Source organism: Frankia canadensis (assembly GCF_900197875.1).
Lineage (GTDB): Bacteria > Actinomycetota > Actinomycetes > Frankiales > Frankiaceae > Frankia > Frankia canadensis.
Genome location: NZ_FZMO01000532.1, coordinates 1 through 25,052, shown reverse-complemented (window position 1 = coordinate 25,052; position 25,052 = coordinate 1). Strand labels below are relative to the sequence as shown.

At 73.9% G+C, this 25,052-nt stretch carries 16 protein-coding genes; 8 read left to right on the top strand and 8 right to left on the bottom strand.

The features are described from left to right. Positions 1-65: 65 nt before the first annotated feature. The 6 genes from C1A33_RS28935 to mfd all read right to left on the bottom strand — a co-directional run bounded on the left by C1A33_RS28935 (position 66) and on the right by mfd (position 10,281). Complete coding sequence (locus C1A33_RS28935) at positions 66-440, bottom strand: FtsB family cell division protein (protein WP_101835100.1); 375 nt, start codon at positions 438-440, stop codon at positions 66-68. 5 nt (positions 441-445) lie between these two features. Next, positions 446-1,732, bottom strand: a complete 1,287-nt coding sequence (gene eno / locus C1A33_RS28930; protein ID WP_101835113.1) for a phosphopyruvate hydratase — start codon at positions 1,730-1,732, stop codon at positions 446-448. Between the two features lie 382 nt (positions 1,733-2,114). Next, positions 2,115-4,313: a signal peptide peptidase SppA gene (sppA, locus tag C1A33_RS28925; protein ID WP_101835098.1), complete on the bottom strand. Its 2,199-nt coding sequence runs from the start codon at positions 4,311-4,313 to the stop codon at positions 2,115-2,117. Positions 4,314-4,387: 74 nt separating this feature from the next. Continuing rightward, complete coding sequence (locus tag C1A33_RS28920) at positions 4,388-5,833, bottom strand: nucleoside triphosphate pyrophosphohydrolase (protein WP_101835096.1); 1,446 nt, start codon at positions 5,831-5,833, stop codon at positions 4,388-4,390. Positions 5,834-5,888: 55 nt separating this feature from the next. Next, positions 5,889-6,656, bottom strand: a complete 768-nt coding sequence (locus tag C1A33_RS28915) for a SurA N-terminal domain-containing protein (RefSeq protein ID WP_101835094.1) — start codon at positions 6,654-6,656, stop codon at positions 5,889-5,891. 64 nt (positions 6,657-6,720) lie between these two features. Continuing rightward, positions 6,721-10,281, bottom strand: a complete 3,561-nt coding sequence (gene mfd / locus C1A33_RS28910) for a transcription-repair coupling factor (RefSeq protein ID WP_101835092.1) — start codon at positions 10,279-10,281, stop codon at positions 6,721-6,723. Between the two features lie 425 nt (positions 10,282-10,706). Here mfd and C1A33_RS28905 point away from each other — a divergent pair, with 425 nt between their 5' ends. Next, positions 10,707-11,147, top strand: a complete 441-nt coding sequence (locus tag C1A33_RS28905) for a MerR family transcriptional regulator (RefSeq protein ID WP_101835090.1) — start codon at positions 10,707-10,709, stop codon at positions 11,145-11,147. 82 nt (positions 11,148-11,229) lie between these two features. Here C1A33_RS28905 and C1A33_RS37630 read toward each other — a convergent pair whose 3' ends face one another. Beyond that, positions 11,230-14,712 (bottom strand): glycosyl hydrolase, encoded by a 3,483-nt coding sequence (locus tag C1A33_RS37630; RefSeq protein WP_279354714.1) that lies wholly within the window; start codon positions 14,710-14,712, stop codon positions 11,230-11,232. Between the two features lie 1,240 nt (positions 14,713-15,952). On the opposite strand from C1A33_RS37630, the gene C1A33_RS28895 reads away from it, so the two are divergent. Genes C1A33_RS28895 through C1A33_RS28875 form a run of 5 tightly spaced genes read left to right on the top strand, consistent with a single transcriptional unit; the run spans position 15,953 to position 20,679 of the window. Then, complete coding sequence (locus tag C1A33_RS28895; protein WP_101835088.1) at positions 15,953-16,807, top strand: sugar phosphate nucleotidyltransferase; 855 nt, start codon at positions 15,953-15,955, stop codon at positions 16,805-16,807. Positions 16,808-16,835: 28 nt separating this feature from the next. Continuing rightward, the gene (locus C1A33_RS28890) at positions 16,836-18,227 is read left to right on the top strand and encodes a DUF4910 domain-containing protein (protein ID WP_101835086.1); all 1,392 of its coding nucleotides are present in this window, start codon (positions 16,836-16,838) and stop codon (positions 18,225-18,227) included. Further along, the gene (locus C1A33_RS28885) at positions 18,220-19,020 is read left to right on the top strand and encodes an IspD/TarI family cytidylyltransferase (RefSeq protein WP_101835111.1); all 801 of its coding nucleotides are present in this window, start codon (positions 18,220-18,222) and stop codon (positions 19,018-19,020) included. Before C1A33_RS28890 ends, C1A33_RS28885 begins: the two co-directional genes overlap by 8 nt. Next, positions 18,983-19,909 (top strand): phytanoyl-CoA dioxygenase family protein, encoded by a 927-nt coding sequence (locus tag C1A33_RS28880; protein WP_101835084.1) that lies wholly within the window; start codon positions 18,983-18,985, stop codon positions 19,907-19,909. The genes C1A33_RS28885 and C1A33_RS28880 overlap by 38 nt, the downstream gene beginning before the upstream one ends. Beyond that, positions 19,906-20,679, top strand: coding sequence for an SDR family oxidoreductase (locus C1A33_RS28875; protein ID WP_101835083.1), 774 nt, complete (start codon positions 19,906-19,908; stop codon positions 20,677-20,679). Before C1A33_RS28880 ends, C1A33_RS28875 begins: the two co-directional genes overlap by 4 nt. A gap of 46 nt (positions 20,680-20,725) precedes the next feature. Here C1A33_RS28875 and C1A33_RS28870 read toward each other — a convergent pair whose 3' ends face one another. Then, positions 20,726-21,892, bottom strand: a complete 1,167-nt coding sequence (locus tag C1A33_RS28870) for a glycoside hydrolase family 26 protein (protein ID WP_243408035.1) — start codon at positions 21,890-21,892, stop codon at positions 20,726-20,728. A 774-nt stretch (positions 21,893-22,666) separates the two neighbouring features. Here C1A33_RS28870 and C1A33_RS28865 point away from each other — a divergent pair. Both C1A33_RS28865 and C1A33_RS28860 read left to right on the top strand, forming a co-directional pair. After that, positions 22,667-24,022: a hypothetical protein gene (locus tag C1A33_RS28865; RefSeq protein ID WP_101835081.1), complete on the top strand. Its 1,356-nt coding sequence runs from the start codon at positions 22,667-22,669 to the stop codon at positions 24,020-24,022. Between the two features lie 58 nt (positions 24,023-24,080). Beyond that, on the top strand, positions 24,081-24,776 hold the full coding sequence (locus C1A33_RS28860) for an O-methyltransferase (protein WP_101835079.1): 696 nt from the start codon (positions 24,081-24,083) through the stop codon (positions 24,774-24,776). Positions 24,777-25,052: the final 276 nt, after the last annotated feature.

Here is a 25,052-nt window from a genome sequence, read left to right as displayed (position 1 = left end):
CATCTGGTCCTCTGGCCGACCGCTCGCCGGCCGCCGTCCTGCCGCCTGTCGCCCCGCACCCGGCGCTAGGGCCGGGCGATCTCCGACCACAGCCGGCCGTACCAGACCGAGCCGCCGGCCGCCCCACCCCCGGCCTCGCCGTCGCGCGGCGCGGGGGTGGGCGGGGCGGGCATCAGGAAAGCCCGCTCACCGGGCTTGATGTAGTGCAGCCGGCGGCGCGCCTCGTCGTCGCGCCAGGGCTGGTCGTCGTAGCGCTGCACCATGGAGCGCAGCCTGTCGACCTGCGTCTGGGTCTGCGCGTTCGCCTTGGCGAGCTGCGAGAGCTTGCTCTGCTGGCGCAGGTACAGCCGCAGCGGGTACGCCAGGGTCAGGACGAGCACGCAGATCACGACGGCGAGCAGAGTCGCCCTCGTGGTCAGCGCGACGCGCGGTGCCGGCACGGCACTCAGCCGCCGGACTGGCCGTGCCGCGGGAACGCGCCGGCGCCGGCGTAGCGGGCCGCGTCGTCGAGCTCCTCCTCGATGCGCAGCAGCTGGTTGTACTTCGCCACCCGCTCGCTGCGGGCCGGGGCGCCGGTCTTGATCTGACCGCAGTCGACGGCGACGGCGAGGTCGGCGATCGTGGTGTCCTCGGTCTCGCCGGAGCGGTGCGACATCATCGCCCGGTAGCCGCTGCGGTGGGCGAGGTTCACGGCGTCCAGCGTCTCGGTGAGCGTGCCGATCTGGTTGACCTTGACCAGCAGCGCGTTGGCGGCCTTCGAGGCGATGCCGCGGGCCAGGCGCTCCGGGTTGGTGACGAACAGGTCGTCGCCGACGAGCTGCACCTTGCCGCCGATCCGTTCGGTCAACGCCACCCAGCCGGACCAGTCGTCCTCGGCGAGCGGGTCCTCGATGGACACGATCGGGTAGGCGTCGACGAGCTCGGCGTAGTAGTCGCTGAGCTGCTCGGCGGTGCGGGTGCTGCCCTCGAACGTGTAGGTGCCGTCGGAGAAGAACTCGGTGGACGCGACGTCGAGGGCCAGCGCGATGTCCGAGCCGAGACGCAGACCGACCTTGTCGACGGCCTCCGCGATGAGGTCGAGGGCCTCGCGGTTGGCGGGCAGGCTCGGGGCGAAGCCACCCTCGTCGCCGACGCCGGTGGCCAGGCCGCGGGCCTTGAGCACGCTCTTGAGCGCGTGGTAGACCTCGGCGCCCCAGCGCACCGACTCGGAGAAGGTGCTCGCGCCGATCGGCGCGATCATGAACTCCTGGATGTCGACGTTGGTGTCCGCGTGGGCGCCACCGTTGAGGATGTTCATCATCGGCACCGGCAGGATGTGCGCGCTCGGACCGCCGAGGTAGCGGAACAGCGGCAGGCCGCTGGCCGCGGCCGCCGCCTTCGCGACCGCGAGGCTCACGCCGAGCAGCGCGTTGGCGCCGAGCGCCGACTTGTCCGGCGTGCCGTCGAGGTCGATGAGGGTCTGGTCGAGCAGGCGCTGCTCGGTGGCCTCGAGCTCGGCGATCGCGGGCCCGATGCGCTCGATGACGGCGGCCACCGCCTTGCGCACGCCCTTGCCGCCGTAGCGGTCCTCCCCGTCGCGCAGTTCGACGGCCTCGAACGCCCCGGTGCTGGCGCCGCTGGGCACCGCTGCGCGGCGCAGCGTGCCGTCATCCAGGACGACTTCGACCTCGACGGTGGGGTTGCCGCGCGAGTCAAGGATCTCGCGGGCTCCGACAGCCTCGATGGACGGCACGGCTTCGACCTCCGAATGTGACGGCTGGTACGCGACGGCACCATGGTAGGAACGGACCGTCACGGACCGGTGCCCGGGAGCACCCGGGCCCGGCGAAGCCAGACCGCGGGACGAGCGGTGCCGTCCGGACGAACCGGTCGCTGCGAGACTACCGTCGCCCCCGTGCCGGCGCGGGGCCGATCCCCACGCGGCGCGCCGCGGGCGCGAGGTGCACCGCGCCGCCGACCGGCATTCACCCGGTCGGCGGCGGCCGACCTCCAGGGCGCCCGGTCGCCGCCGTGTCGCGGATCCCACAGCCGCACCGGCCACGATCCCCGTCCCCACTGGCCCCCTCGGGCGATGCGGGCGACGCGCGGGCCGGCGCGCGAAGCGTGATCAGGAATCAGCCGATGCGGCCCAGCGGGGGCATCATCAGCGGTCCGCCCACGTGCAGGCCGAGGTGGGCTGCCACCGGCGCCCACGCACCCCAGCCCGGGACGAACCCGCCGGCCCCCGCCAGACCCGAGGCGAGGCCCTCGCCCCCGAGCACGCCGGAGCCCACGAGCCCCGCGGCGCCCCCGAGGACCCCGGAACCCGCGGCGCCGGCGCGCGGCCCGAGCAGGCCACCGACCATCCGCAGCGCCCCGGGCAGGGCCTGGACGGCCAGGGCGCCGAGGCCGGCGGGCGGCCAGGGCGCGCCGGTAGCGGCCGCCGCGCCGCGATCCTCGCTGGACTTCGGGGTGCGGACGCGCTCCAGCACGGACGGCTTCGGCGCGAGGCGCACCCGCGGCGCCCGCTCGGCCGGCAGGCTGGCGCGCGACCAGGCCAGCCGGATCGCGTCGGCGAGGCCGCCGAGCTCGTCGACCAGGCCGTGCCGGTGGGCGTCGGCGCCGGTCCAGACCCGGCCGCGAGCCAGCTCGTGGACCTGGTCGCGGGTCAACCGACGGGACGTGGCGACCTTGTCGACGAAGTCGGCGTACACGCGGTCGAGGAACTCCTCCAGCTTCTCCCGCTCGCCGACGGTGAACGGGCGCCGCGGCGACATCATCAGCGCGTGCTCGCCCTCGGCGACCGCCCCGAACCCGACCCCGAGCTTGTCCAGCAGTTCCCGCACCACCTGCTTGCCGGCGAACACGCCGATGGACCCGGTGAGCGTGCCGGGGTTCGCGACGATCGCGTCCGCGGCCAGCGCGACGAAGTACCCGCCGGAGGCCGCCACATCCCCCATCGACACGATGAGGGGGCGGCCGCTCGCCCGGAACCGCTCGGCCTCCCGGCGAACCAGGTCGGACGCGACGTAGGAGCCACCGGGGCTGTTCACCCGGAAGACCGCCGCCGCCACGTCGTCGTCGCGGGCGGCGGCCCGCAGCGCCGCGGCCACCGACTCGGCGGAGAGCACCGGCCCGGAGAACGGCCCCGGCGTGCCCGACCCGAGCACGACCGGCCCGGTCCCGTGGATGAGGGCCACCACCGACCGGCGCGGATCCCGGTGCGGCGGCGTGACGGACGGTGCCAGCGGGACGGCGTCCGCGTCCGCCCGACCCTCGTCCACTCGTCCCCCGGCCGCGGGCACGCCCTCGGCCCGGCCGCTCTCGCCGGTGGCGGAGTCCGGCTCCGAGGGCGCCGTCTCCCGCAGGAAGAACATGCCGGGCCCCCGCGCGGCGAGCGTGGTGACCCGCCGCACCGGCGACTTCTCCCGTCGCTCGGCGAGGCGCCGGTAGGCGGACGCGTACATCAGCACCGGCTCCACGGCCCCACCGTCCCGATCGGCGCCGGTCCGCGCGGCCGCCCCGCCCCGATCGTCATCAGCCGGCGCGTCGCCAGCGCCGGACGCGGCGGTGGAGCGCTGCACACGGGCCCGCGCGGCGGCGTAGACCTCGTCGCGGTAGCCGAGCCGGTCGATCAGCCCGGTGTCCAGGGCGACGCTGCCGGCCAGCGGGCCGAGGTCGATGAGTCGGCGGACCCGGTCGGGCGCCATCCGCCGGCTGTCGGCGATGCCCTCGACGACCTGCTCCGACGACGACTCGATGATCCGGCTGAGCGCCTCCAGGTGCGCCGGGGTGAAGTCCCGCTCGACCAGGGTGTTCACCGCGTTCTTGTACTCGTAGCGCTGCCCGATCTCGACCGTGACGCCCAGCCGGTCGAGCGCCCCGCGCAGGAACGGCGTCTCCATCCCGAGGCCGGTCAGGCCGCAGTCGCCCGACGGCGCGAGCCAGATCTCATCGAAGGCGCAGGCCAGGTAGTACGGCCCCGTGCCGCCGCCGAACTCGCCGAACGTGTCGGCGTAGGCGATGGCCGTCCCACCGGCGGCGCGGAAGCCGGCGACCGCGGCGCGGATCTCCTGGATCCTCGCGAGGGGCATCCCACAGGCGGCGATGTGCGCGACGACGACCGGGACCCGCGGGTCCTCGCTGGCATGGCGCAGCGCCTCGGTGAGGTCGCGCAGCGTCGTGCGCCGGTGCGCGAGGGCGAGGGTCAGCGGATCGCCGGGGATGCCCTCGACGGGGTCGGACGTCAGGTCGAGCTCGAGGACGACCGGCGCGGTCCGCCGCGCCGCGATCTGCCGGACGTCGGCCAGCGCCTTGCGTGGGATGGCAGCCATGGAACGAGGCTAGTACTCCGGACCGGGCCGGACGCCCGGCCGTGTCCACCACGCGGTCGTCTGGCGGTCACCGATCAGGTGACGGCGGCCCCCCGAGGCCGCTCCTGGGCGACCCACAGTTCCCGCCAGCGTGCGGCGGGCAGCGGTCCGGCGCTCGTCCCGTCCACCAGCGCCGCGTCCTCGGCCGCCGCCAGCCGGTCACGGAACCGGCGCGACGCGCGCCGCAGCGCCTGCTCCGGATCCACCCGACCGGCCCGCGCGAGCGCGACGACGGCGACGAGCAGATCGCCGAGCAGCTCCTCCGCGTCCACGTCCGCGGCCGGCCCGGCCATCGCCCGCACGGCCGCTGCCGCCGTCGACCCGACCCGCGCACCCGCCGCCGCCACCTCGTCGACGCCCGCTGGCCCGTCCATACCCGCTGGCCCGTCGACGCCTGCTGGCCCGTCAACGCCTGCCGACTCGCCGCCGGCCGCGACCTCGCTCGCCCCGGCCACCCCGCCCGTCCCGCCCGCGGCGGACGCGGAGGTGGCAGTCGGTGCGTGGGTGAGCGCGAGGTCGGCCGGGACGCCGATGCCGGCGGAGCGCTTCAGCAGCTTGGCGGCGAGGGAGAGCGCCGGCTGGGACAGCGGCACGCCCTGCGTGACCGACGAGCGGCCCTTCTCCACGGCCTTGATCGCGTCCCAGTTGGCGACCACGTTCGCGGCACCGTCGACGACGACGTCGCCGAAGACGTGCGGATGGCGCCGGATCAGCTTGGCGGCGAGCCCGGCCGCCACGTCGTCGACGTCCCAGCCGTCGTCCGCCCGCTCGGCGGCGATGCGGGCGTGGAAGAGCACCTGCATGAGCACGTCGCCGAGTTCCTCGCGCAGCTCGGTGAGGTCACCGTCCTCGATCGCCTGGTAGGCCTCGTAGGTCTCCTCGACCAGGTAGGGGGCGAGGGAGGCGTGGGTCTGCTCGGCGTCCCAGGGGCAGCCGCCCGGGGAGCGCAGCCGGTCCATCACGGCGACGGCGTCGAGCAGTGCCGACCCGGGCAGCTCGGCGGTGCCGACGAGGACGTCGACGTGCACCGGGGCGCGGCCCTGGCCCTGCGCGGGCGGGCGGGCGAGAAGTTCGAGGGCTCGGTCGAGGGCGGTGGGCGCCGCGGGATCCGGCAGCCAGGCGAGCTCGTCGGCCGGTGCGCCCGCCGGCAGCGCGGCCCGCAGGCGTGCGGCGAGCGCGACGGCGTCCGGCCCCGACGCTCCCCCACCCGCGGGCACTGCGTCCCCGAGTAGAGCGTCCCCGAGTAGAGCGTCCCCGAGTAGAGCGTCCCCGGGCAGAGCGGCCGCGGCCAGGGCGTCGGCGTCGGCGTCGGCGTCGAGCACGGTGACGATCGCGCCGGCGGCCCGCAGCGCGTCGAGCTGCGGATGGCGGGGAGCGGCGGTGAGCACCGGAACGCGGCGCAGCAGGTCCCACGCCGGCGCGGTGAGCACCCCCGGGGCGACCCGCGGGCTGGTGAGCACGATGGTGATCCGCGGCGTCATGGCGGCGCGCCTCGCTTCCTCCGGCCCGTCGGGACCAGGCCCGGACCTGGACGGTTCAGGACTGGACGGTCGTCTGGATCGTGGGGGTGGGCGCCGGGCGGCTGGCAATCGTCCCGTCCGCGGCGACGATGGCGAACTGGTCGGTGTCCCAGCGGCCGAAGCGCGGGTTGATCGAGATCGGGTCGGCCTTCTCCGCCCGGGCGAGCACGGGCCGCAGCTCCGCCGAACGCTGGTCGGTGACGATGAACCGGGCGAGGTACGGCTTCGCCTGCGCGTAGCTGAGCGGGATGCGTCCGACCTGATCGATGATGCTGTCGTACTGGGCCCGGGTCTCGGCGTCGGTGGCCAGCAGACGCGGGCTGATCTGGTCGCTGATGGCGGACTCCAGCGCCCCCGAGCGCACGATCACGGACACGTCCCGCTGGTCGAAACCCGCGGCTGCGGCCCGCTGCTCGAACGCGCGCACGCTGCCGAACTGCAGCACGGCGTAGGCCTGGTAGTAGGCCGCCACGTCGCCCTCGCTCAGCGTGATGCCGCGCCGGTGCGCCTCCTCGGTGAGCAGGTTGAGCTGCACGAGCGTGGTGAGCGCGCGGCGCTGCAGCTCCGGCGGGTTGAGCGCGCTGGACGCGGACTGGCCGGACTGCGAGATCGGCACGGTGGAGGCGGCGGCGAGCCCACGCTCGACGATGCCTCGCAGCTTCGAGGTGTCGATGGTGCTCGATCCGACCTGGGCGGCGGCCCCGGCGTGCGTGGTACAGGCCGTCCCGGCGAATCCGACGAGAACGGCCACCCCGACACCGGCGAGCAGACGGGAGAGCTTCACGACTCCAGACGCTATCCGCTCCATGTGTGGCGAAGCACACCTCCCCCTACTTCGACCGCCGTGTTCACCGGCCGGGCGCCCCCGCGGCGGCGGCGATCGAGTCTCCGGCGACGGCGTCGAGCAGCTGGCCGGCCCAGGCGAGCAGCGCCCGGTCCCGCAGCGGGCGGGAGCCGATGCGCCCGGTCTCGGTCGGGGCGGGCACCAGCACGGTGCGCACCGCCGACTTGACCACCGCGCCCTTGTAGAGCCGGGTCAGCCGCAGGGTCTGGCTCTCCCGCAGCTCCAGCGGGGCGAACCGGATCTGCCGGCCGGCGGCGGTGATCTCGGTGACGCCGTGGCGCCGGGCGAGTACCCGCAGGCCGGCGACGGCGAGCAGGTTCTCCACCGGCTCGGGCACCGGGCCGAACCGGTCGACAAGCTCGCCGCGGACCTCGTCGATGTCCGCGTCGGTCACCGCTCCGGCGAGGCGGCGGTAGGCGTCGAGGCGCAGCCGCTCGCTGGGCACGTAGTCGTGCGGCAGGCTCGCGTCGACCGGCAGCTCGACCTTGACCTCCGGCGGTTCCTCCACCTTGTCCTTGCGGTACTCGGCGACCGCCTCACCGACCATCCGCACGTACATGTCGAAGCCGACGGAGGCGATGTGGCCGGACTGCTCGCCGCCGAGCAGGTTGCCGGCGCCGCGGATCTCCAGGTCCTTCATGGCCACGGCCATGCCGGCGCCGAGGTCGTTGTGCTGGGCGATCGTGGCGAGGCGGTCGTGGGCCGTCTCGGTCAGCGGCTTGTCCGGCGGGAACAGGAAGTACGCATACGCCCGGTCGCGGCCGCGGCCGACCCGTCCGCGCAGCTGGTGCAGCTGGGACAGGCCGAACACGTCGGCCCGCTCGACGATGAGCGTGTTCGCGTTGGAGATGTCCAGCCCGGACTCGACGATCGTCGTGCAGACGAGGACGTCGTACTTCTTCTCCCAGAAGGACACCATCACCTGTTCGAGGGTGTCCTCGTGCATCTGGCCGTGCGCGGTGGCGACGCGGGCCTCGGGCACCAGCTCGCGCAGCCTCGCTGCGGCCCGGTCGATCGAGTCCACCCGGTTGTGGATGTAGAAGACCTGGCCCTCGCGCAGCAGCTCACGGCGGATCGCGGCGCCGACCTGGCGGACGTCGTAGGCGGCCACCGAGGTCAGCACCGGATGGCGCTCCTCCGGCGGGGTGTCGATCGTGGACAGCTCGCGGATGCCGGTGATCGACATCTCCAGGGTGCGCGGGATCGGGGTGGCGCTCATCGTGAGCACGTCCACCGCGGTGCGCATCTTCTTGAGCTGTTCCTTGTGCTCGACGCCGAAGCGCTGCTCCTCGTCGACGATCACCAGGCCCAGGTCCTTGAACCTCGCCTCGCCGGACAGCAGCCGGTGGGTGCCGATGACGACGTCGACGCTGCCGGCGGCGAGGCCCTCGATCACGGTGCGCTGTTCGGCGGCCGAGTTGAACCGGCTCATCGCCTTGACCACGACGGGGAACGCCGCGTAGCGCTCGCCGAACGTCTGGAAGTGCTGCTGGACCAGCAGCGTCGTCGGCACCAGGACGGCGACCTGCTTGCCGTCCTGCACCGCCTTGAACGCCGCCCGCACGGCGATCTCGGTCTTGCCGTAGCCGACGTCGCCGCAGATCACCCGGTCCATCGGGACGGGCTTCTCCATGTCCGCCTTGACCTCGTCGATCGCGGCGAGCTGGTCGGGCGTCTCGCGGAAGGGGAAGGCGTCCTCCAGCTCGCGCTGCCACGGGTTGTCCGCGGCGAACGCGTGGCCGGGCGCGGCCATCCGGGCGCTGTAGAGGCGGATCAGCTCGCCGGCGATCTCCTTGACGGCCTTGCGGGCGCGGCTCTTGCGCTTGGCCCAGTCGGCGCCGCCGATGCGGTCCAGGCTCGGCGCGTCGCCGCCGACGTAGCGGGTGATCTGCTCCAGCTGGTCGGTGGGGACGTAGAGGCGGTCGCCGCGGGCGTACTCGAGCAGCAAATACTCGCGCTTGGCGCCGGCGACGGTCCGGGTGACCATCTCGACGTAGCGGCCGACGCCGTGCGCGTCGTGCACGACCATGTCGCCGGGGGCGAGCGCCAGCGGGTCGAGGCCCTTGCGGCGCCGGCTCGGCATCCGCCGCATGTCCTTGGTGGTGACGCCACGGGCGCCGGCGATATCACTCTCGGTCAGCACCGCCAGGCGCAACGTGTCGCTGGTGAAGCCGGTGGCCAGCTGGCCGCGGGTGACGACGGCGACCCCGGCGACGAGCTCGGCGGACTCGGCGTAGCGGGCGCCGAGGTCGGCCTCCCGCAGCATCTCCACCAGCCGCTGCGCCGGGCCATGTCCCTCGGTGACGAGCAGCACCTGCCACGACTCGGCCAGCCAGCCCTTGACGTCGGCGATCACCGCGGCGATGTCGCCGTGGTAGAGCGGCGCCGGGCGCAGGCTCGCGACGACCGTGTCCGCGCCCTCCGCGAGCTGGTCGTCCTCCGCCGGCGCGAACGGGGTGACCGACCACCAGGGCAGCCCGAGCTCGGTGGCACGCTCGCGCACCTCGGCGATCGAGCGGTAGGCCGCTGCCTCGAGGTCGATCGGCGCCCCGCCGCCGAGCGCCGCGACGCTCCAGGACGCCTCCAGGAACTCCTGGCTGGTGCGGACCAGCTCGCTCGCCCGCGTGCGGACCCGCTCCGGGTCGCAGACCAGCACGTGCGTACCGGCGGGCAGCTCGTCGAGCAGCAACGACATGCCGTCGACCAGCACCGGCGCGAGCGCCTCCATGCCGTCCACGGGGACACCGGAAGCGATCTTGTCCAGCAGGTCGAGCAGCTCGGGATGCGCGGTGGCGAGCTCGGCCGCGCGGGCCCGCACGTCCTCGGTGAGCAGCAGCTCCCGGCACGGCGGGGCGAACAGCACGGGGGCCGGGACGCCCTCGGCGGGCGGCAGCGCGCGCTGGTCGGCCACGGCGAAGCGGCGGACGTCCTCCACGTCGTCGCCGAAGAACTCCACCCGCAGCGGATGCTCCTCGGTGGGCGGGAAGACGTCGAGGATGCCGCCGCGCACGGCGATCTCGCCGCGCCGCTCGACCAGTTCGACTCGGTGATAGGCGATGCCCACCAGTCGGGCGACGGTGGCATCGAGGTCGGCGGTGTCGCCGGCGGCCAGCCGCACGGGATCGAGCTCGCCGAGCCCCGCGACCTGCGGCTGCAGCACAGCGCGGACAGGCGCGACCACGACCCGTAGCGGCGGCAGGCCGGCGCTGGCCGGATGCGCGAGGCGGCGCAGCACGGCGAGCCGCTGGCCGACCGTGTCGGCCCGGGGCGACAGGCGCTCGTGCGGCAGCGTCTCCCAGCTCGGAAACACGGCCACCACGTCGGGGCTGAGCAGGTCGGCGAGGGCGGCGGCGAGATCCTCCGCCTCCCGCCCGGTGGCGACGACGGCGAGGACCGGCCGGCCGGCACCACCGGCGGCGCCCAGGGCCGCGGCGGCGAAGGGCCGCAGGGCGGCCGGGCCGGCGAGGTCGAGGACCGGCTCGCCCGCCGCGCCGATCGCCCGGGCCAGGGCGGGATCGCCGCCCGGCCGGGCGATGAGCGCGTCGAGCAGCGGCGCGAGGGTCATGGGTGTGTCCCTGTGCCTCTCGGAAAAACGAAGCATCGACATGGAGCGGAACGCCGCGGCGCGCAGGGGGCACCGCGGAACACGACGGCATGGCACGACGGGATCCACCGCGGCCGGGACCCGCGCGTACGAAAGCCCGGCTCGCCGCCCTGCCCGCGCCCGGAAGGACACCCGGGCCGGCCGGGCTGTCTCGGCCCGACCCCGTCAGCACAGACGATGGTTCCAGCGTACGACAGGGTGCTCGCGACGCTCTCGCCGCGGGCCGCGGCGAGAGCCGGCGTTCGGCTGGGTGTCGGCCCGCGAACGGCCCCATGACCGCCCCACGACAGGCGGCGCACCGGTGAACGGATCGACGTACAGTCAACTGCCTGACGTCCTGTTCGGACGCCCGGGGCTACACCGACGTTAGGGTCGAGTTCGTCACCATGCGCCGCAATCTTTCGGGATCGGACGCGACCGGCCGCGACGTACACCAGATCGGGGACGTTGCCGAGCGGGTCGGTCTCTCCCTGCGAACAGTCCGCTACTACGAGGAGGCGGGCCTCCTCATGCCGGTGAGCAGGACCGTCGGTGGCTTCCGGCTCTACGACGACGACGCGATCGAACGACTGCTGCTCATCCGGAAGATGAAACCGCTGGGATTCAGCCTGGAGGAGATGCGCTCCCTGCTGACCCTGCGCGACGAGCTGGCGGCGCCGGGGCTCGCGGCGGAGACCCGGGCGCTGCTGCGGGAACGGCTTGGCACCTGGGTGCTGCTCGCCGAGGAGAAACTGACGTCCCTGCGGGAGCAGGTGAGCGTCGCCGAGTCGTTTGTCGGTGGCCTGCACGATGACGCCGAGCGCAACGGCGGCACCGCGCGGGGTTGAACCCCCGACGGACGGCGACGCCCCGCGCGCCGTCCCAGGTCGGGAGCGCGCGGGGCGTCGGCGTGTGCGGGCCCGGGGTCCGTCAGCCCCAGAGCCGCCGGTAGACGGCGGCCGCGGCCGGATTGAGGTTCGGGCTCACCAGGGACGACCGGACGTTGTTGATCTCCGAGTCGGGGAAGTACGCCTCGTAGGCGAGGATGTCGGCGTTGTGGGTGAACGTCTCGTACATCTTCTCGACGTAGACGGGGTTGTCCCCGCCCGCCGCCCCGGCCCGTCCGGCCTTGGTGTTCTGCTGGCTGACGACGCCCCACTCGGGCACCGAGAACAGCTTGTTGTGGATCCGCGCGAAGGTGATCGCCTGGCACAGGCCCGCGTCACCGTTGCACTGGGCGTCGAAGTCGGCGTATGTCGGGCTCGCCGGGTACTGGTCGTAGCTGTCGATCCCGATGACGTCGACGTACTGGTCACCCGGATACAGATCGAACGCTCCGACCGGCGTGCTCGACCCGTGCGCGTTGAGGTTCCAGTCGATCCGGGCCTTCGGACTGGCCGCCCTGATCGCCGACGACGCGTGCCGGAAGCACTGGATCCACTGCTGCGGATCCGTCGCCGCCCAGGCGAACCACAGCCCGTTGAACTCCCAACCCAGCCGGACGAACGAGTCGCCCCGGCCCATGTTGACCAGCCAGCGTCCGAACTGCCGCCAGTGCGCGTCGTAGTCACCGGCGGCGCAGTCGGCGAGGTTGCCCTTCTCCGGCCCGGAGTCGGGGAACAGCGGCTGGGTGATGACCCAGGTACCGGAGAACCCGGCGAACGTCGACGCGCTGCCGCCCATCCACGGGCTGGTCAGCGAGTTCCAGCTGCTGCGGTCGGTGTACATGACGACCACGTCGTTCGGCCGGCCACGGAACGTCGCCCAGGTGTTCGCCTCGGCGAGGGTGTGCGCCGCTACACCGCTCGGGAACGGGCCGGTGGTCGCGGCCCGTGCCACCCGCGGGACGGTCGACGCGGGTGCCGCCGCCGCGCCGGGCGCCGCGGTGGCCCCCGGCGTCGGGCTCTGCGGCGCGACGGTGCCGGTGGCCACCGCGTCCGGATCGGCGTGCCGGGAGGGCACCAGCAGCAGGGCGGTGACCGCGACGAGCGTGAGCACGACCGCCACCGCGACCGCGATGACCGGCAGGTGCGGGACCCGGCTCGCGCCGCCCCAGTGCGCCGTGATCCACGCCGCGGCGCGGGACCGACCGGAGCCGCCGTCCGTCTCCAGCCGCGCGGCTGAGGGGGCCGGACGCGCCGTCTCCCGCAAGGCGGACCGGTCCCGTGGCGCCGACCGGTCCCGGTCGGGCCCGTCGGACCAGGACCGGTCATCCGCCCAGCTCGCACGGCTGCCCGTGCCGGACCGCCCGGCCGGCTGCCGGTCCGCGCCGCCACGGCCGCCGGTCGCCGAGCCGGCGCCGGACCCGCCGAGGCCGGAACCGGTGGAGCCGGTGCGGGTCTGGCCCGAGCGGGTGCCGCCCGAACGCGTCGCGCCGGTCCTCGTGCCCCCGGTCCGCGTGCCGGCGGTGCGGATGCCAGCCGTGCGGGTGCCCGCCGAACGCGTGGCGCCCGGACGGCCGGCCGTCCCGCGCTCCCCGGCGACCCGCCGCGGCCGGTCCGCGCCCTCGACGGGCCCCACGACGACGCGGTCGGGCCGGCTGCCCCGGCTCGTCCGCTCCCGCGGGTCGTCGGCCCGCGGCGCCCGGCCGTCCTGGTCGCGGCGACCGGCGACACGACGCCGGCCGGCCTGATCGTCGTAACCGTCCCGGTCGGCGTATCCGCCCCGCTTGTCCGGGCCGTCCCGGTTGTCATAACCGCCCCGATCGGCGCGGTCCCGGCCGCCGTCACGGCCATCTGGGTCGCGGCGGTCGCCGCGGTCCGCTCGAGGGGACCGGTCCCGCGGGTCGTCCCACCGGTCGGCGCCAGGACGGGAGGGTGGGTCGCGGTGATCCGGGCGTGGCCCCGTGCCCGGAACGCGAGCCAGCGTGCGCGTGTGATCGGCGTCGTCATCCCGACCGATGGCCGGCTGGGCGTCAGGCCGCCGGGGGTCGCGCCGGTCCAGCCCCGTGGCGGGACCGGGCCCCGTCCAGCGCAACACGCCGGTGTCGTCCATCCCCGCCGGCGTGCCCTCGGTCGGCACCGGCGGACGCCATCCCGTCCCGCCCACGGACGGCGAGCCCGCGGACGGCTGCCGCCCGGAGTGTGCCCGTTCGGACGGAGGCGGCACCGAGGGCGGGGGCGGGGGCTGCGGCGGTCGGACCGCGAGTCCCTCGGTTCCACCGCCCGCACCGTGCCGGCCGTCGATGTCGGGGGAACCACCGCGACGGGTCTGGAGCAGGGCGGTGCTCTCGTGCATCCAGTCGGGGGCGGCCGCCGGCTCGGACTGCCCGGCGGGAGCGTCCGCGCGCGCGGGCGGCTCGACGGACAGCCCGCCGCCGGCCCGTGTCACGAAGGGCGGCTGCGCGGGCGGCCAGGCGCCGGGGTCGTACAGATCACCAGGCCCGGTGCCGGGCCGTGCCGGGCTCGGCGCGGCGGGCGCGGACCGGGGACCCGGCGCGGTCGGCGGCGGGCCGGCGGCGTCGGCGCCGCTCGAGCCGGACTCCACCGACCACGGATCAGCCGGGCCGACGTACGGATCAGCCGGGCCGACGTCGGGCAGGCGCGCGTCGTGGTCACGCCCATAGGCCCCCGCGTCGAGGCGGGCCTGCGCGTCACCGACGCCCGCTTCCCCGTCCCGCGGGCCCCATGGCCAGGCCGGCCCCACGCTCGCGCCGGCATCCCGCCGCGCGTCCCCACCGACGTCGCGGCCGGCGCCGCCGTCCCGGCCCATACCGCCGTCCCGGCCCGTGCCGGTCTCCCAGCCGGTACCGGCGTCCCAGCCGGTCGCCGCGTCCCGGCCGGCGCCGGTGCTCGAACCCGCGCCGGTGGCAGGTCCCGCGCCGGCCGGCGAGGGCGTGTCGGTGCCCCGGCCCTCGTCCCATCCGGAGCTCCCGCCCCAGGCGGGGCTCCCATCCCACGCCGGACTCGCGTCCCAGCCGGGCGCGGACTCCAGGGCGGCGTCGGCGGTCCCCTGGAGGCGGGGTCCAGAAGAGGAGACGGGCTCGTCGTACCACTCGGTGGCCGCAGCGGCGGGCGGCGGAAGGTCGGCCGCGGCCCGTGCCTCGGTCACCCGGCGGGCCATCGCCGGCGGCAGCAGGACGACGGGAGGGGTGCGTCGACGAGGGGTGGGGTGCCCGGCCGCGCCGGGGTACCTCTCGTCGTCCTCGGCCTCGCCGTCCCCGGTGAACCCGGCGGGCGGCCGCTGTCCCGGGTGGCGGCCGCGCGCGGCGGCGTGGTCACCGGGCTGGCCTGGCCTCGGCGGATGGTCGTCCTCGTCGCCATGGCGGCGGCGCGGGATCCGGACCTGGCCCGGGCGCGCCTCCCACGGCGTGCCGAGGGCCTCGCCCCGGCCGCCGTCCGCGCGACCGACGTCGCCGCCGTAGTCGCCACGATCAGTGGTGGCATGGCCGGTGAGGTCACGGTGATCGGTCACGCGAGGCTGGCCGGCCCGGGGCCCACGCGCCCGGCGGCGCGGGTCCGCCTCGGGCGGGGGCTCATCCGACCAGGAGCGCTCGCGCACCCGCATCACCCCAGATCGTGCTCTGTCCCCCAACGAAACATCTCGGTGTATCCGGCGCGCAACTCTCACCAAGGGTGACAATCCCTCGATCCGCCGGATCCCTGTGGGGGTCCGTCGGCAGCGGCGGCGCCACGAGCGAGGGCTTATTCCTCACCAATCCAGCAGTGACGGACGAACCGTAACAACAACGCACGAAGAGCGATGTCGGCGGCCTCGGCCAATCACGGACAGCAACGATCATCCGCACCGGCACCAACACCCCTTCCGCTCCGTGGGCAGGCAACCGGCGACAGCCGGCGCGCCTGATCCCGCGTCAGCGCGGGACCCACCAGAAATGACGCGGACTCGGCAGCAGTCGTTGCCGTCGCCGCGAGGATCTGGCACTATCTATCGGTTGTTCGCCACGAAGGTGGGCCGCGCAGTGCCCTCGCCCCGCCAGCACGCTCGATGGCGCGCTTCCCGCCGGGCCGCCGCAGACACCGACCCGATCCATGCTAAAGGCCCTCTTTACATGCCTTGACCTGGGCAAATGTCGTTTTTCCACGAGCTCCGACCGGCCGCCGCAGGGTCGACTCCGACACCGCCACGCGGCCGACCGGCGGCGGCGTGGCGGGAATCTCCAGGGGACGCGCCGCGAGACGCGCCCGACCAGCCGGCGCGGGACAGGGCACTCAGCGCACAGCTATCGGAAGACTACGCCGTGATACGTGCAGTGTGGGGAAACGGCGCGACGACGGCGGGATGCCCGCGCCGTCCGCCGGTGTCGCACCCGGGCCGGAACGGGTTGGAGGGACACGGACGGCGAGCTGTGGGACGTGCGGTACCGTTGCGACGGCAGTGCCGGGGGGGCGCCGATCACGGCGGTCCGTCGCCCGGTGTCCACCAGAAGACGGCGGAGGGGGATCACGCCCGCGCGCGCCTGGAACGCGGGCGAGGTAGCGACGTCCCGGCAGGTTCGGGGCGTCCTCGGGTGCGGGATCGTGCCATCCCGCGCGCCCGGGAGGCGACCGGTGGCTGTCCCCGCCGGCCCCGGCCCCCGGCATCGGTCGGCGAGTGGCGGCGGGCCGGTGTGGGTCACCCGGAATCCGCCGCGGTCCCGCGGCGACCTAAGCCGTCACGCGCCCATCCGCCACGCCGACGCCTCGACCGGGGCATGAGCACGGGAGACGCAACAGCCTTGAGCACCGACAGCCCGAAGACCACCGAGACCGTCGACCCCGCCGACATCCCCGTCGTCATCCTCTGCGGCGGCATGGGAACCCGGCTGCGGGAGGCCAGCGAGAAGCTGCCCAAGCCGCTGGTGGACATCGGCGGCAAGCCGGTGCTCTGGCACATCATGAAGACCTACGAGCATTACGGGTTCCGCAAGTTCGTGCTGTGCCTCGGCTACAAGAGCGATCTGATCAAGAACTACTTCCTGGCCTACCGCGCCCAGGTCGCCGACTTCACGCTTACGCTCTCGGACGACCACACCCCCCGCTTCCACAACGCCGTCGGCGACGAGAGGTGGGAGGTCACCTTCGCGGAGACCGGCCTGCTCACCGGCACCGGCGCCCGTCTGCGCCGGGTCGCCCAGTACCTGGACGGCCCCCGCTTCATGCTCACCTACGGCGACGGCGTCGGCGCGGTGGATGTGCGCGCGGTGCTGGACGACCACGTGGCGTCGGGCCGCATCGGGACGGTGACGGGCGTGCGCCCGTCGAGCCGCTACGGCGAGCTGGAGACCGAGGGCGGCAAGGTCACCCTGTTCGCCGAGAAGCCGCCGCAGACCGGCTGGGTGAGCGGCGGTTACTTCGTCTTCGAGCGCGAGTTCATCGACAAGTACCTCGACGACGACCCGGCCCTGCTGCTCGAGCGCGCCCCGCTGCAGACGCTGGCCCGCGACAGCGAGCTCACCCTGCACACCCACGACGGGTTCTGGATGGGCATGGACACCTTCCGCGACTGGACCGAGCTCAACCAGCTGTGGGACTCCGGCTCCGCGCCGTGGCGGGTGTGGGCGGACTGACCGTCCCGACGACGCCCCCACGACGACGATGACCGCATCCCCCGCCGTGCCGCCGGCGGCCGACGACACCGGCCGCTGGCTGCACGACCTGGTCGCCGACCTGCTCCCGCCGATGCGCAGCATCACCGGCGAGGGCGTGCGCACCACGCTGCGCACCGTCGCCCGCGCGCTCGGCCCTGGCGTCCCGTTCACCGTGCATGAGGTGCCCAGCGGCACCCCGGTCCTGGACTGGACGGTCCCCCGGGAGTGGAACGTCACCTCGGCCCGGCTGATCGGTCCGGACGGCAGGACCGTCGTCGACGCGGCCGACAACCCGCTGCACCTGCTGGGTTACAGCACCCCGCTGCGCGCACGGATGAGCCTCGACGAGCTGCGCCCGCACCTGTTCTCGATGCCCGACCGGCCGGACTGGGTGCCCTACCGGACGTCGTACTACAACGAGAACTGGGGCTTCTGCCTGACCGACCGGCAGCTCGCCGCGCTGCCCGACGGCGAGTACGAGGTCGAGATCGACACGACGCTCGACGACGGCGGCTCGCTCACCTACGGCGAGATCGTGCTGCCCGGCGAGACGGACGACGAGTTCCTGATCACGACGCACACCTGCCATCCGGCGATGGCCAACGACAACTGCTCGGGCATCGCCGTCGCGGCCCTGCTCGCGCGGACGCTGGCCGCCACCGAGCGGCGCCGGCACACGTTCCGGCTGCTGTTCATCCCGGGCACGATCGGCTCGATCACGTGGCTCGCCGGGCACCGGGCCGACGTCGGCCGCGTCCGCCACGGCCTGGTGCTCACCGGCCTCGGCGACCGGTCCGACCCGACCTACAAGCGCAGCCGGCGCGGTGCCGCCACCGTCGACCGGGCCGCCGCCGTCGCCCTCACCGAGACGGGACGGCCCCACCGGGTCGTCGACTTCTCGCCCTACGGCTACGACGAGCGGCAGTTCTGCTCGCCCGGCTTCGACCTGCCGGTCGGCCGCCTCGGCCGGGGCCAGCACGGCGAGTACCCGCAGTACCACACCAGCGCGGACGACCTGGACTTCGTCACGCCGGAGTCGCTCGCCGACTCCTACGCCCTGCTGCGCCGGATCGTCGAGATCTGCGAGCGCAACCGCACCTGGCGCAACACCGCACCCTACGGCGAGCCGCAGCTCGGCCGGCGCGGCCTGTACCGGGCCATCGGGGCGACGATGAACCGCCAGGCCGTCGAGATGGCGCTGCTGTGGGTGCTCAACCTCGCCGACGGCACGCGCAGCCTGCTCGACATCGCCGAGCGCGCCGACCTGCCGTTCGACACCGTCGCCGAGGCCGCGGACGCGCTGGCCGGTGTCGACCTGCTCGCCGACGAGTCCGGGGGTCCTGCCGGTGTTGGTGTTGGTGTTGGTGTTGGTGCCGGCGGCGGGGCGTCCGGTGGCTGAGCCGGCGTCCCTCGGGCCGGTCTGGACGATCGTGCTCGCGGCCGGGGGCGGCACCCGCTTCGGCGGGCGCAAGCAGTTCTTCGACCTCGGCGGCGAGCCGCTCGTCGCCCATCCCGTCGCCGCCGCGTCCCCGGCCAGCGACGGCATCGTCGTCGTCACTCCGGCTGTGGCCGACGTCACCCCAGCCGTGGCCGAGCAGGCCGCTGGCGGGGCCGCGGGACGGGCGTATCACACGACCTGGACGCCACCGCCCGGCGTGCGGATCGTCGACGGCGGGGCGACGCGGGCGCAGTCAGTCCGCGCGGGGCTCGCCGGCGTCCCGCTGGACGCCGGGATCATCGTCATCACCGACGCCGCGCACCCGCTGGCGACCGCGGCGCTGTACCGGCGGGTCGTCGACGAGGTCCGCGCCGGCGCCGACGCCGCCGTGCCGGGCCTGCAGCTGACGGAGGTCGTCAAGCAGGCGCGCCCGGTGGCCGGCCCGGGTGGGGCGGGCGCGCGGCTCGTCGCCGGCGCCTCGCTGGCCCGGGAGGAGCACCGGCTGGTGCAGACCCCGCATGCCTTCCGCGCCGACCTGCTGCGGGCCGCGCACGCGCGGGCGGACGAGGCGGTGGAGGACTCGGCGATGGTGGCGGCGGCCGGCGGCCAGGTCGTCATCGTCCCCGGCGAACCCGCCAACATCCATGTCACCACGCCGGACGAACTCGCCATGGCCCGGCTGCTGCTCACCCACGTACGTTCCGGAGGGGAACACGATGAGTTCGGTGCTGGTCGAGTCCACGCTGTCCGATGACGAGCGCAGGGCCAAGCTCTACCAGGGCGATCTGTTCGTCTACGCGCCGAAGCCGGCGACCCGCGAGTTCGTCGAGTTCAGCCGGGCGCTGATCCGCGACGCGTTCGGCGACCTCGACCCGGAGACCGCCCAGTACCACATGCCGGTCGAGGACTACGCGGCGCTGCTCGCCGAGCTCAAGCCGCGGTTCATCCACCACCCGACCTGCAAGGAGCTGCTGCCGGCGATCCTCGCCGAGCACGGCGCCGACCCGTCGAAGACCTACTTCGACGTGCCCCGGCTGCGGACGTCCACCTCGGACGACTACCTGACCTCCGGCATCGCCTACGCCTTCCACCCGCACCGCGACACCTGGTACTCCGCGCCGTTCTGCCAGCTCAACTGGTGGATGCCGATCTTCGACATCGTCCCGGAGAACGGCCTGGCCTTCCACCCGCGGTACTTCTCGCAGCCCGTGCGCAACGGCTCGCGCGACTACGACTACTACGAGTGGAACGCGAAGAACCGCGCGAGCGCCGCGAAGCACATCAGGTCCGACACCCGCAAGCAGCCGAAGCCCGAGGAGGAAGTGGAGATCTTCCCGCAGACCCGGGTGGTCGCGCCGTCCGGCGGCATGCTGATCTTCTCGGCGGCGCAGCTGCACTCCTCGGTGCCGAACAACTCCGGCCGCACCCGGTTCAGCATGGACTTCCGCACCGTCCACCTCGACGACGTCGTGAACCACGTCGGCGCCCCGAACGTCGACTCCGAGTGCACCGGCACGACGATGCGCGACTACCTGCGCGGCACCGACCTCAGCCGGATCGACGAGGAGACCTGCCTCAGCTACGACACCGCCCCGCCGCGCGAGGACGCGGTCCTGGTGTTCTCCCACTCCACCTCGGCATGACGCCGCCGGCCACGGCCGCTGCCGGCTCCGACGCGGTGACGCTCGCCGGGCATGTCGCCGTCGTGACGGGTGCGTCCAGCGGCATCGGACGCGCCACCGCGCTGCGCCTCGCCGCCGCCGGCGCGACGGTGCTCGCGCTCGGCCGGGACCAGGCCCGTCTCGACGACGTCGCCAAGCAGGCCACCGGCCCCGGCGACCTGGTGCCGGTGCGGCTCGACCTCACCGACGACGAGGCGCGCACCACCTTCGCCGCCGAGGTCCTCGCCCGCCACGGCCGGGTCGACCATCTGGTGCACAGCGCCGGGGCCTACGGCAGCGCCCGGGTCGACGACGCGACGATCGCCGACCTGGACGCGCAGTACGCGGCGAACGTGCGGGCCCCGTACGCGCTCACCCAGGGGCTGCTGCCGGCGCTGCGGGTCGCCGGGGCCGACGGCGGCGCCGACATCGTCGTCGTGAACTCGACCCAGGGGGTGCGGGCCGGCGCCGGCACCAGCCAGTTCGCCGCCACCCAGCACGCCATGCGCGGCTTCGCCGACAGCCTCCGCCAGGAGATCAACGCCGACGGCGTCCGCGTCGCCACCATCCACCTCGGCCGCACGGCGACACCGCGACAGGAGACGATCTACGCCCGCGAGGGCCGTGCGTACGCGCCGGAGCTGCTCATCCAGGCCGACGACGTCGCCGGCCTGATCGCCTACCTGCTCCACCTGCCGGCGACCGCGGAGGTCACCGAGCTGCACCTGCGTCCCGCGAAGAAGAGCTACTGACCTCGCTCCCGGCGCCGCCCGCGCCGCTACCTCGCCGCCACGGCGATCAGCGGCCCGCGGCGCCGGGTACGGCGGCGCCGGGTACGGCGGCGCCGAAGAGCTCGCGGTAACGATCGGCGGCGCGCGGGTTGCTCGGCGGGTCGACCAGGGCGGACTGGACGTTGCCCGCGTCGGTCGCGGTGAAGTACGCCTCGTAGGCGAGGTTCGCCCGGTTGGCGGCGAACAGCTCGTACATCTTCTGGACGAAGTACGGGTTGTCGCCGCCGCCGCCCGCCGAGCGCACGACGCCCCACTCCGGTACGGCGAACCGCTTGCCGTGCTCACGGGCGAAGCGGGCGATCGTGCAGGCCCCCGAGGACTGGTCGCACTGCCGGTCGAACGTCTCCTGGGTGAACGAGGGCGGGTAGGAGTCGTAGGCGTCGACGCTGACGACGTCGACGAACTGGTCGCCGGGGTAGGCGGCCCAGATGCTGTCGCCGTTCGGCATCGCGTCCCGGTGCGCGGAGATGTTCCAGTCGACGCGCACCGCGGGCGCCGTCCGGCGCAGCGCGGTCACCTCCCGCTGGAAACAGGTCCGCCAGGTGGCGGTGTCGCGCGGATACCACCAGAACCAGTTGCCGTTGAACTCCCAGCCGAGCCGGACGTAGGCGTCGCCACGCCCGCTACGCACCAGAGTCCGGCCGAACGTCTCCCAGTAACCGTCGTAGTCGCCGCGGGCGCAGGCGGCCTCGTTGCCGCTCTGCGGGAACAGCGGCTGGGCGATCGAGACCTGGCCGGGATAGCTGGCCGGACGCAGCTGGGACAGCGGCCAGTCGGACGCGGCGATCGACTGCCAGCTGTCCCGGATGGTGAAGACGACGGCGATGTCGGTGCGCCGACCGGTCCAGCGTTCCCAGGTGGCCAGGTCGTGCGGCGGGTTGGCGTTCGCCCCGGAGGGCCAGGACACGCCGGCCTCGGGCGCCGCCGGGCTGGCGGCGGCCGTCGGTGGGTGGCCGGCGGTCGCCGTCGGGCCGTCGGGCCGGCCCTGGTCACTGCTGCCCTGGTCACGCAGCACCGTCAGCCCGAGCGTCCCGAGCGCCACCGCGAGGACGATGGCGAACCCGGTCAGCGCGAGGAGCCGGCCGCGGCGCGTGCGCGGCCGCCGTCTCCGCGGCGGCGGCCCGCTCGGCCAGGCCCGGTCTCCGAAGCCACTCGACGCGGCCCCGGCACGCATCCGCCGGATCGGCTCCGTCCCCGGACCCGTTCTCGCCGTCGCCGTCCCCGTACCCGTCGTCCCGCTCGCCCTGACAGTCCCGCTTGCCCTGATGGTCCCGCTTGCCCTGACAGACGCGTTCGCCGTCGGAGGCGCTGGCCTGGACCGCGAGGCCGCCGCAGAAGACGGCTCGGGGCCCGTGGACGCGCCAGAGTCCACGGACCCCGAGGTCCGCAAGCCCGCCAGCGGCACCGTGCCGACATCCGCGGCACCAGCACCGGACCCGTCGGGCCCGTCATCCCCCGGCATCACTGTCACCGCCCGCCTCGGCCAGCCATCGGGCTACCGGGCATCGGCACACTGCCGGGGTAGCGCACGCTACACCTCCCGAGCGAGCCGGATCGTCCGGAGTCGTCAGAATGACCGGAATGTTGCTTCCAGGTAGTGGACCCGACACCCTGACGACAACGGAAGAACCAGAATCAGCCACCGGAATCCGGCGCTCTCACCGAAGGGGACGTGGGCCATCGGCGCAAAGTTCCCGCGCCCGGATGTCACTCCGGCCGACGGCACCCCCGGCGACGCCTTCATTATTGACCCGATGACGCATGGTGCACGGAAGGCACCCCGAATCGACTCCGAACAGTGACGTCCGACTGACCCTATGCCCAAGGTAATGACGGGACGACCGGCTTGTCGGTCACCGTACGGCCGCCCGTTACACTGGGCCGGCGGCGCCGCCGATCCGATCCGGCGCCGGGAGCCCGCCAGCCAGGAACGGGGGACGGGATACCCGTGGTCACCACCACCCTCACGACCAGGATTCCACGGTCGTGGGTGATCCCGACCCAGGAGGCGGGCAGCGGCCGCACGGCGAACGACGCCACTCTGCGGCTGCTCACGATCCTGCTCTTCTTCGAGATCTTCTTCCAGCGGATCGCGCTGCCCGTGGGCGGCTCGCAGGTCCAGGTGATCCTGCCGATCACCTACGTCATCGTGTTCCTGATGCTGCGCCGCGGCCTGCTGTCGCGGAACAACAGCCGGATGACGGGCTATCTGGTCGCGATGACGGCGTGCGCGCTGTCCGGCCTCGCGTCCTTCCTGCGGCAGAAGGACGACACGTCCGTCACCTCGCTGTTGCTGCTGCTGGCGACGTACGTGCCGTTCGTCTACGGCCTGCGCCCGCCGGACGCCCGGGCGATCCTTCCCCGGCTGCTCGACCGGTTCCTCATCATGATCACGGTGCTGGCGGGGATGGCGCTGTTCCAGTTCGCCAGCCAGCTCGTCGGTGTGCCGTACACGGATGTCGTGAAGGACGTCGTTCCGTCGCAGTTCCTGATGCACGGGTTCAACACGTCCTACCCGGTCCAGTACGGATCGTCGCTCTACAAGTCGAACGCCTTCGTCTGCCTGGAGGCGTCGTTCTGCTCGCAGTTCCTCGGGTTCGGAATCGTGGTCTGCGTACTGCGTAACGGCGGCTGGTGGCGGCTCGTCATGTTCATCCTGGCGATCCTGAGCACGGTCTCCGGCACCGGCGTCCTGCTGCTCGCCGGCGCCGGCGTGCTGCTCGCGGTGCACAAGGGCGCGAAGTTCGCCCTGAGCGCGTTGCTCGGGGTCAGCCTGATCGTCCTGATCATCAGCTTCACCCCCGCGTCGAGCATTTTCGCCGCCCGCGCCACGGAGACGTCCTCGTCCACCTCCAGCGGCAGCCTGCGCTTCGTACAGCCGTATCAGCGCACCTGGGACGCGCTGGGCAAGGATCCGGCGACGGTCGTCTTCGGCTCCGGCCCGGGCTTCGCCGACCGCGACGCGACGGCCTTCTTCAACCGCACCGGCCTGCCACTGAACTACGCCCTCGTGCCGAAGCTGGTACTGGAGTACGGCGTGCTCGGCACGGTGACGTTCCTCAGCTTCATCGTGACCATGTTCGTGCGCGGCTCGCAGTCGTTCGTGCTCTCAGGGTCAGTGATCCTCTTCTATACTGTGCTGTCCGGCGGTCTGCTGGCGCCGGTGGTCACCGGGCTCGGCCTGCTCCTCGTCGCCTGGTTCACGGTGACGCCGGAGGACGCCCAGCACTATCCGGACGACGCGGGACCACCCGCACCGCTGCCGCCCGCCCCCTCGCAACGCAAGTCCTTCGCGGCCATCTGAGCGCGGTCTCCCCCGGTCGGCCGGCAGGGATCGCCTCCTCGGCGAAAGGTGCGTATCGATGAGCAACCCGGCGGATCAGTGGGCGACCGTCGACGACTATCTCGTTCGTGCCGTGGTCGATGAGGACGACGCGCTGCGCGCCGCCCGCACCGCGAGCCAGGCCGCCGGCCTGCCGTCGATCGAGGTGACGGCCAACCAGGGCGCCCTGCTGTCGCTGTTCGTCCGGATGGTCGGCGGCCGGCGGGTGCTGGAGGTCGGCACCCTCGGCGGCTACTCGACGATCTGGCTGGCCCGCGGCGCGGGTCCCGACGGCCACGTCGTGACCCTGGAGCTCGAGCCGCACCACGCTCAGGTCGCCCGCCAGAACCTCGACAACGCCGGCGTCGGCGACCGGGTCGAGATCGTCGTCGGCCCCGCCGCGGACACCCTGGACGCGCTCGTCGCCGCCGGCAACACCGACCCGTTCGACCTGGTCTTCCTCGACGCGGACAAGCAGAACAACGCCCGCTACCTGCGCGCCGCCCTCAGCCTCACCCGCCCAGGCAGCGCCATCGTCGTCGACAACGTCGTCCGCGCCGGCGCGGTCGCCGACCCCGCAGCCGCGGACGACCGCGCCCAGGGCAGCCGCGAGCTCCTCGACCTCGTCCGCGCCGAGCCCCGCCTGACCGCCACCGCGCTGCAGACCGTCGGCTCCAAAGGCTGGGACGGCTTCGTCCTCGCCGTCGTGAACCAGGGTCGCGCCTTGCAGTTGTGATCTGCGTTCGTGATCTTCGCGGCCGCTGTCGCGCCGCCGGCTTCGTGGCAGCGTTTTGGCAACGTAACGGCAGCCCGTGTCGCGAACTGGGGGACAAAGCGGACACGAAACGCGGAGTTCGCGACACGACGCCGCCCTCCCCCGCATGTCCTTCCCACCCACGGGTAGTCGGCCCCACGCGCGGCCCACGGGTAGACGCCGAACATGGCCCAGCCGATCCTCCGCACCACCGCACCGCGCCTCCCCCAGGTCGGCCGGGCGGGAGAGGGTGTGGCG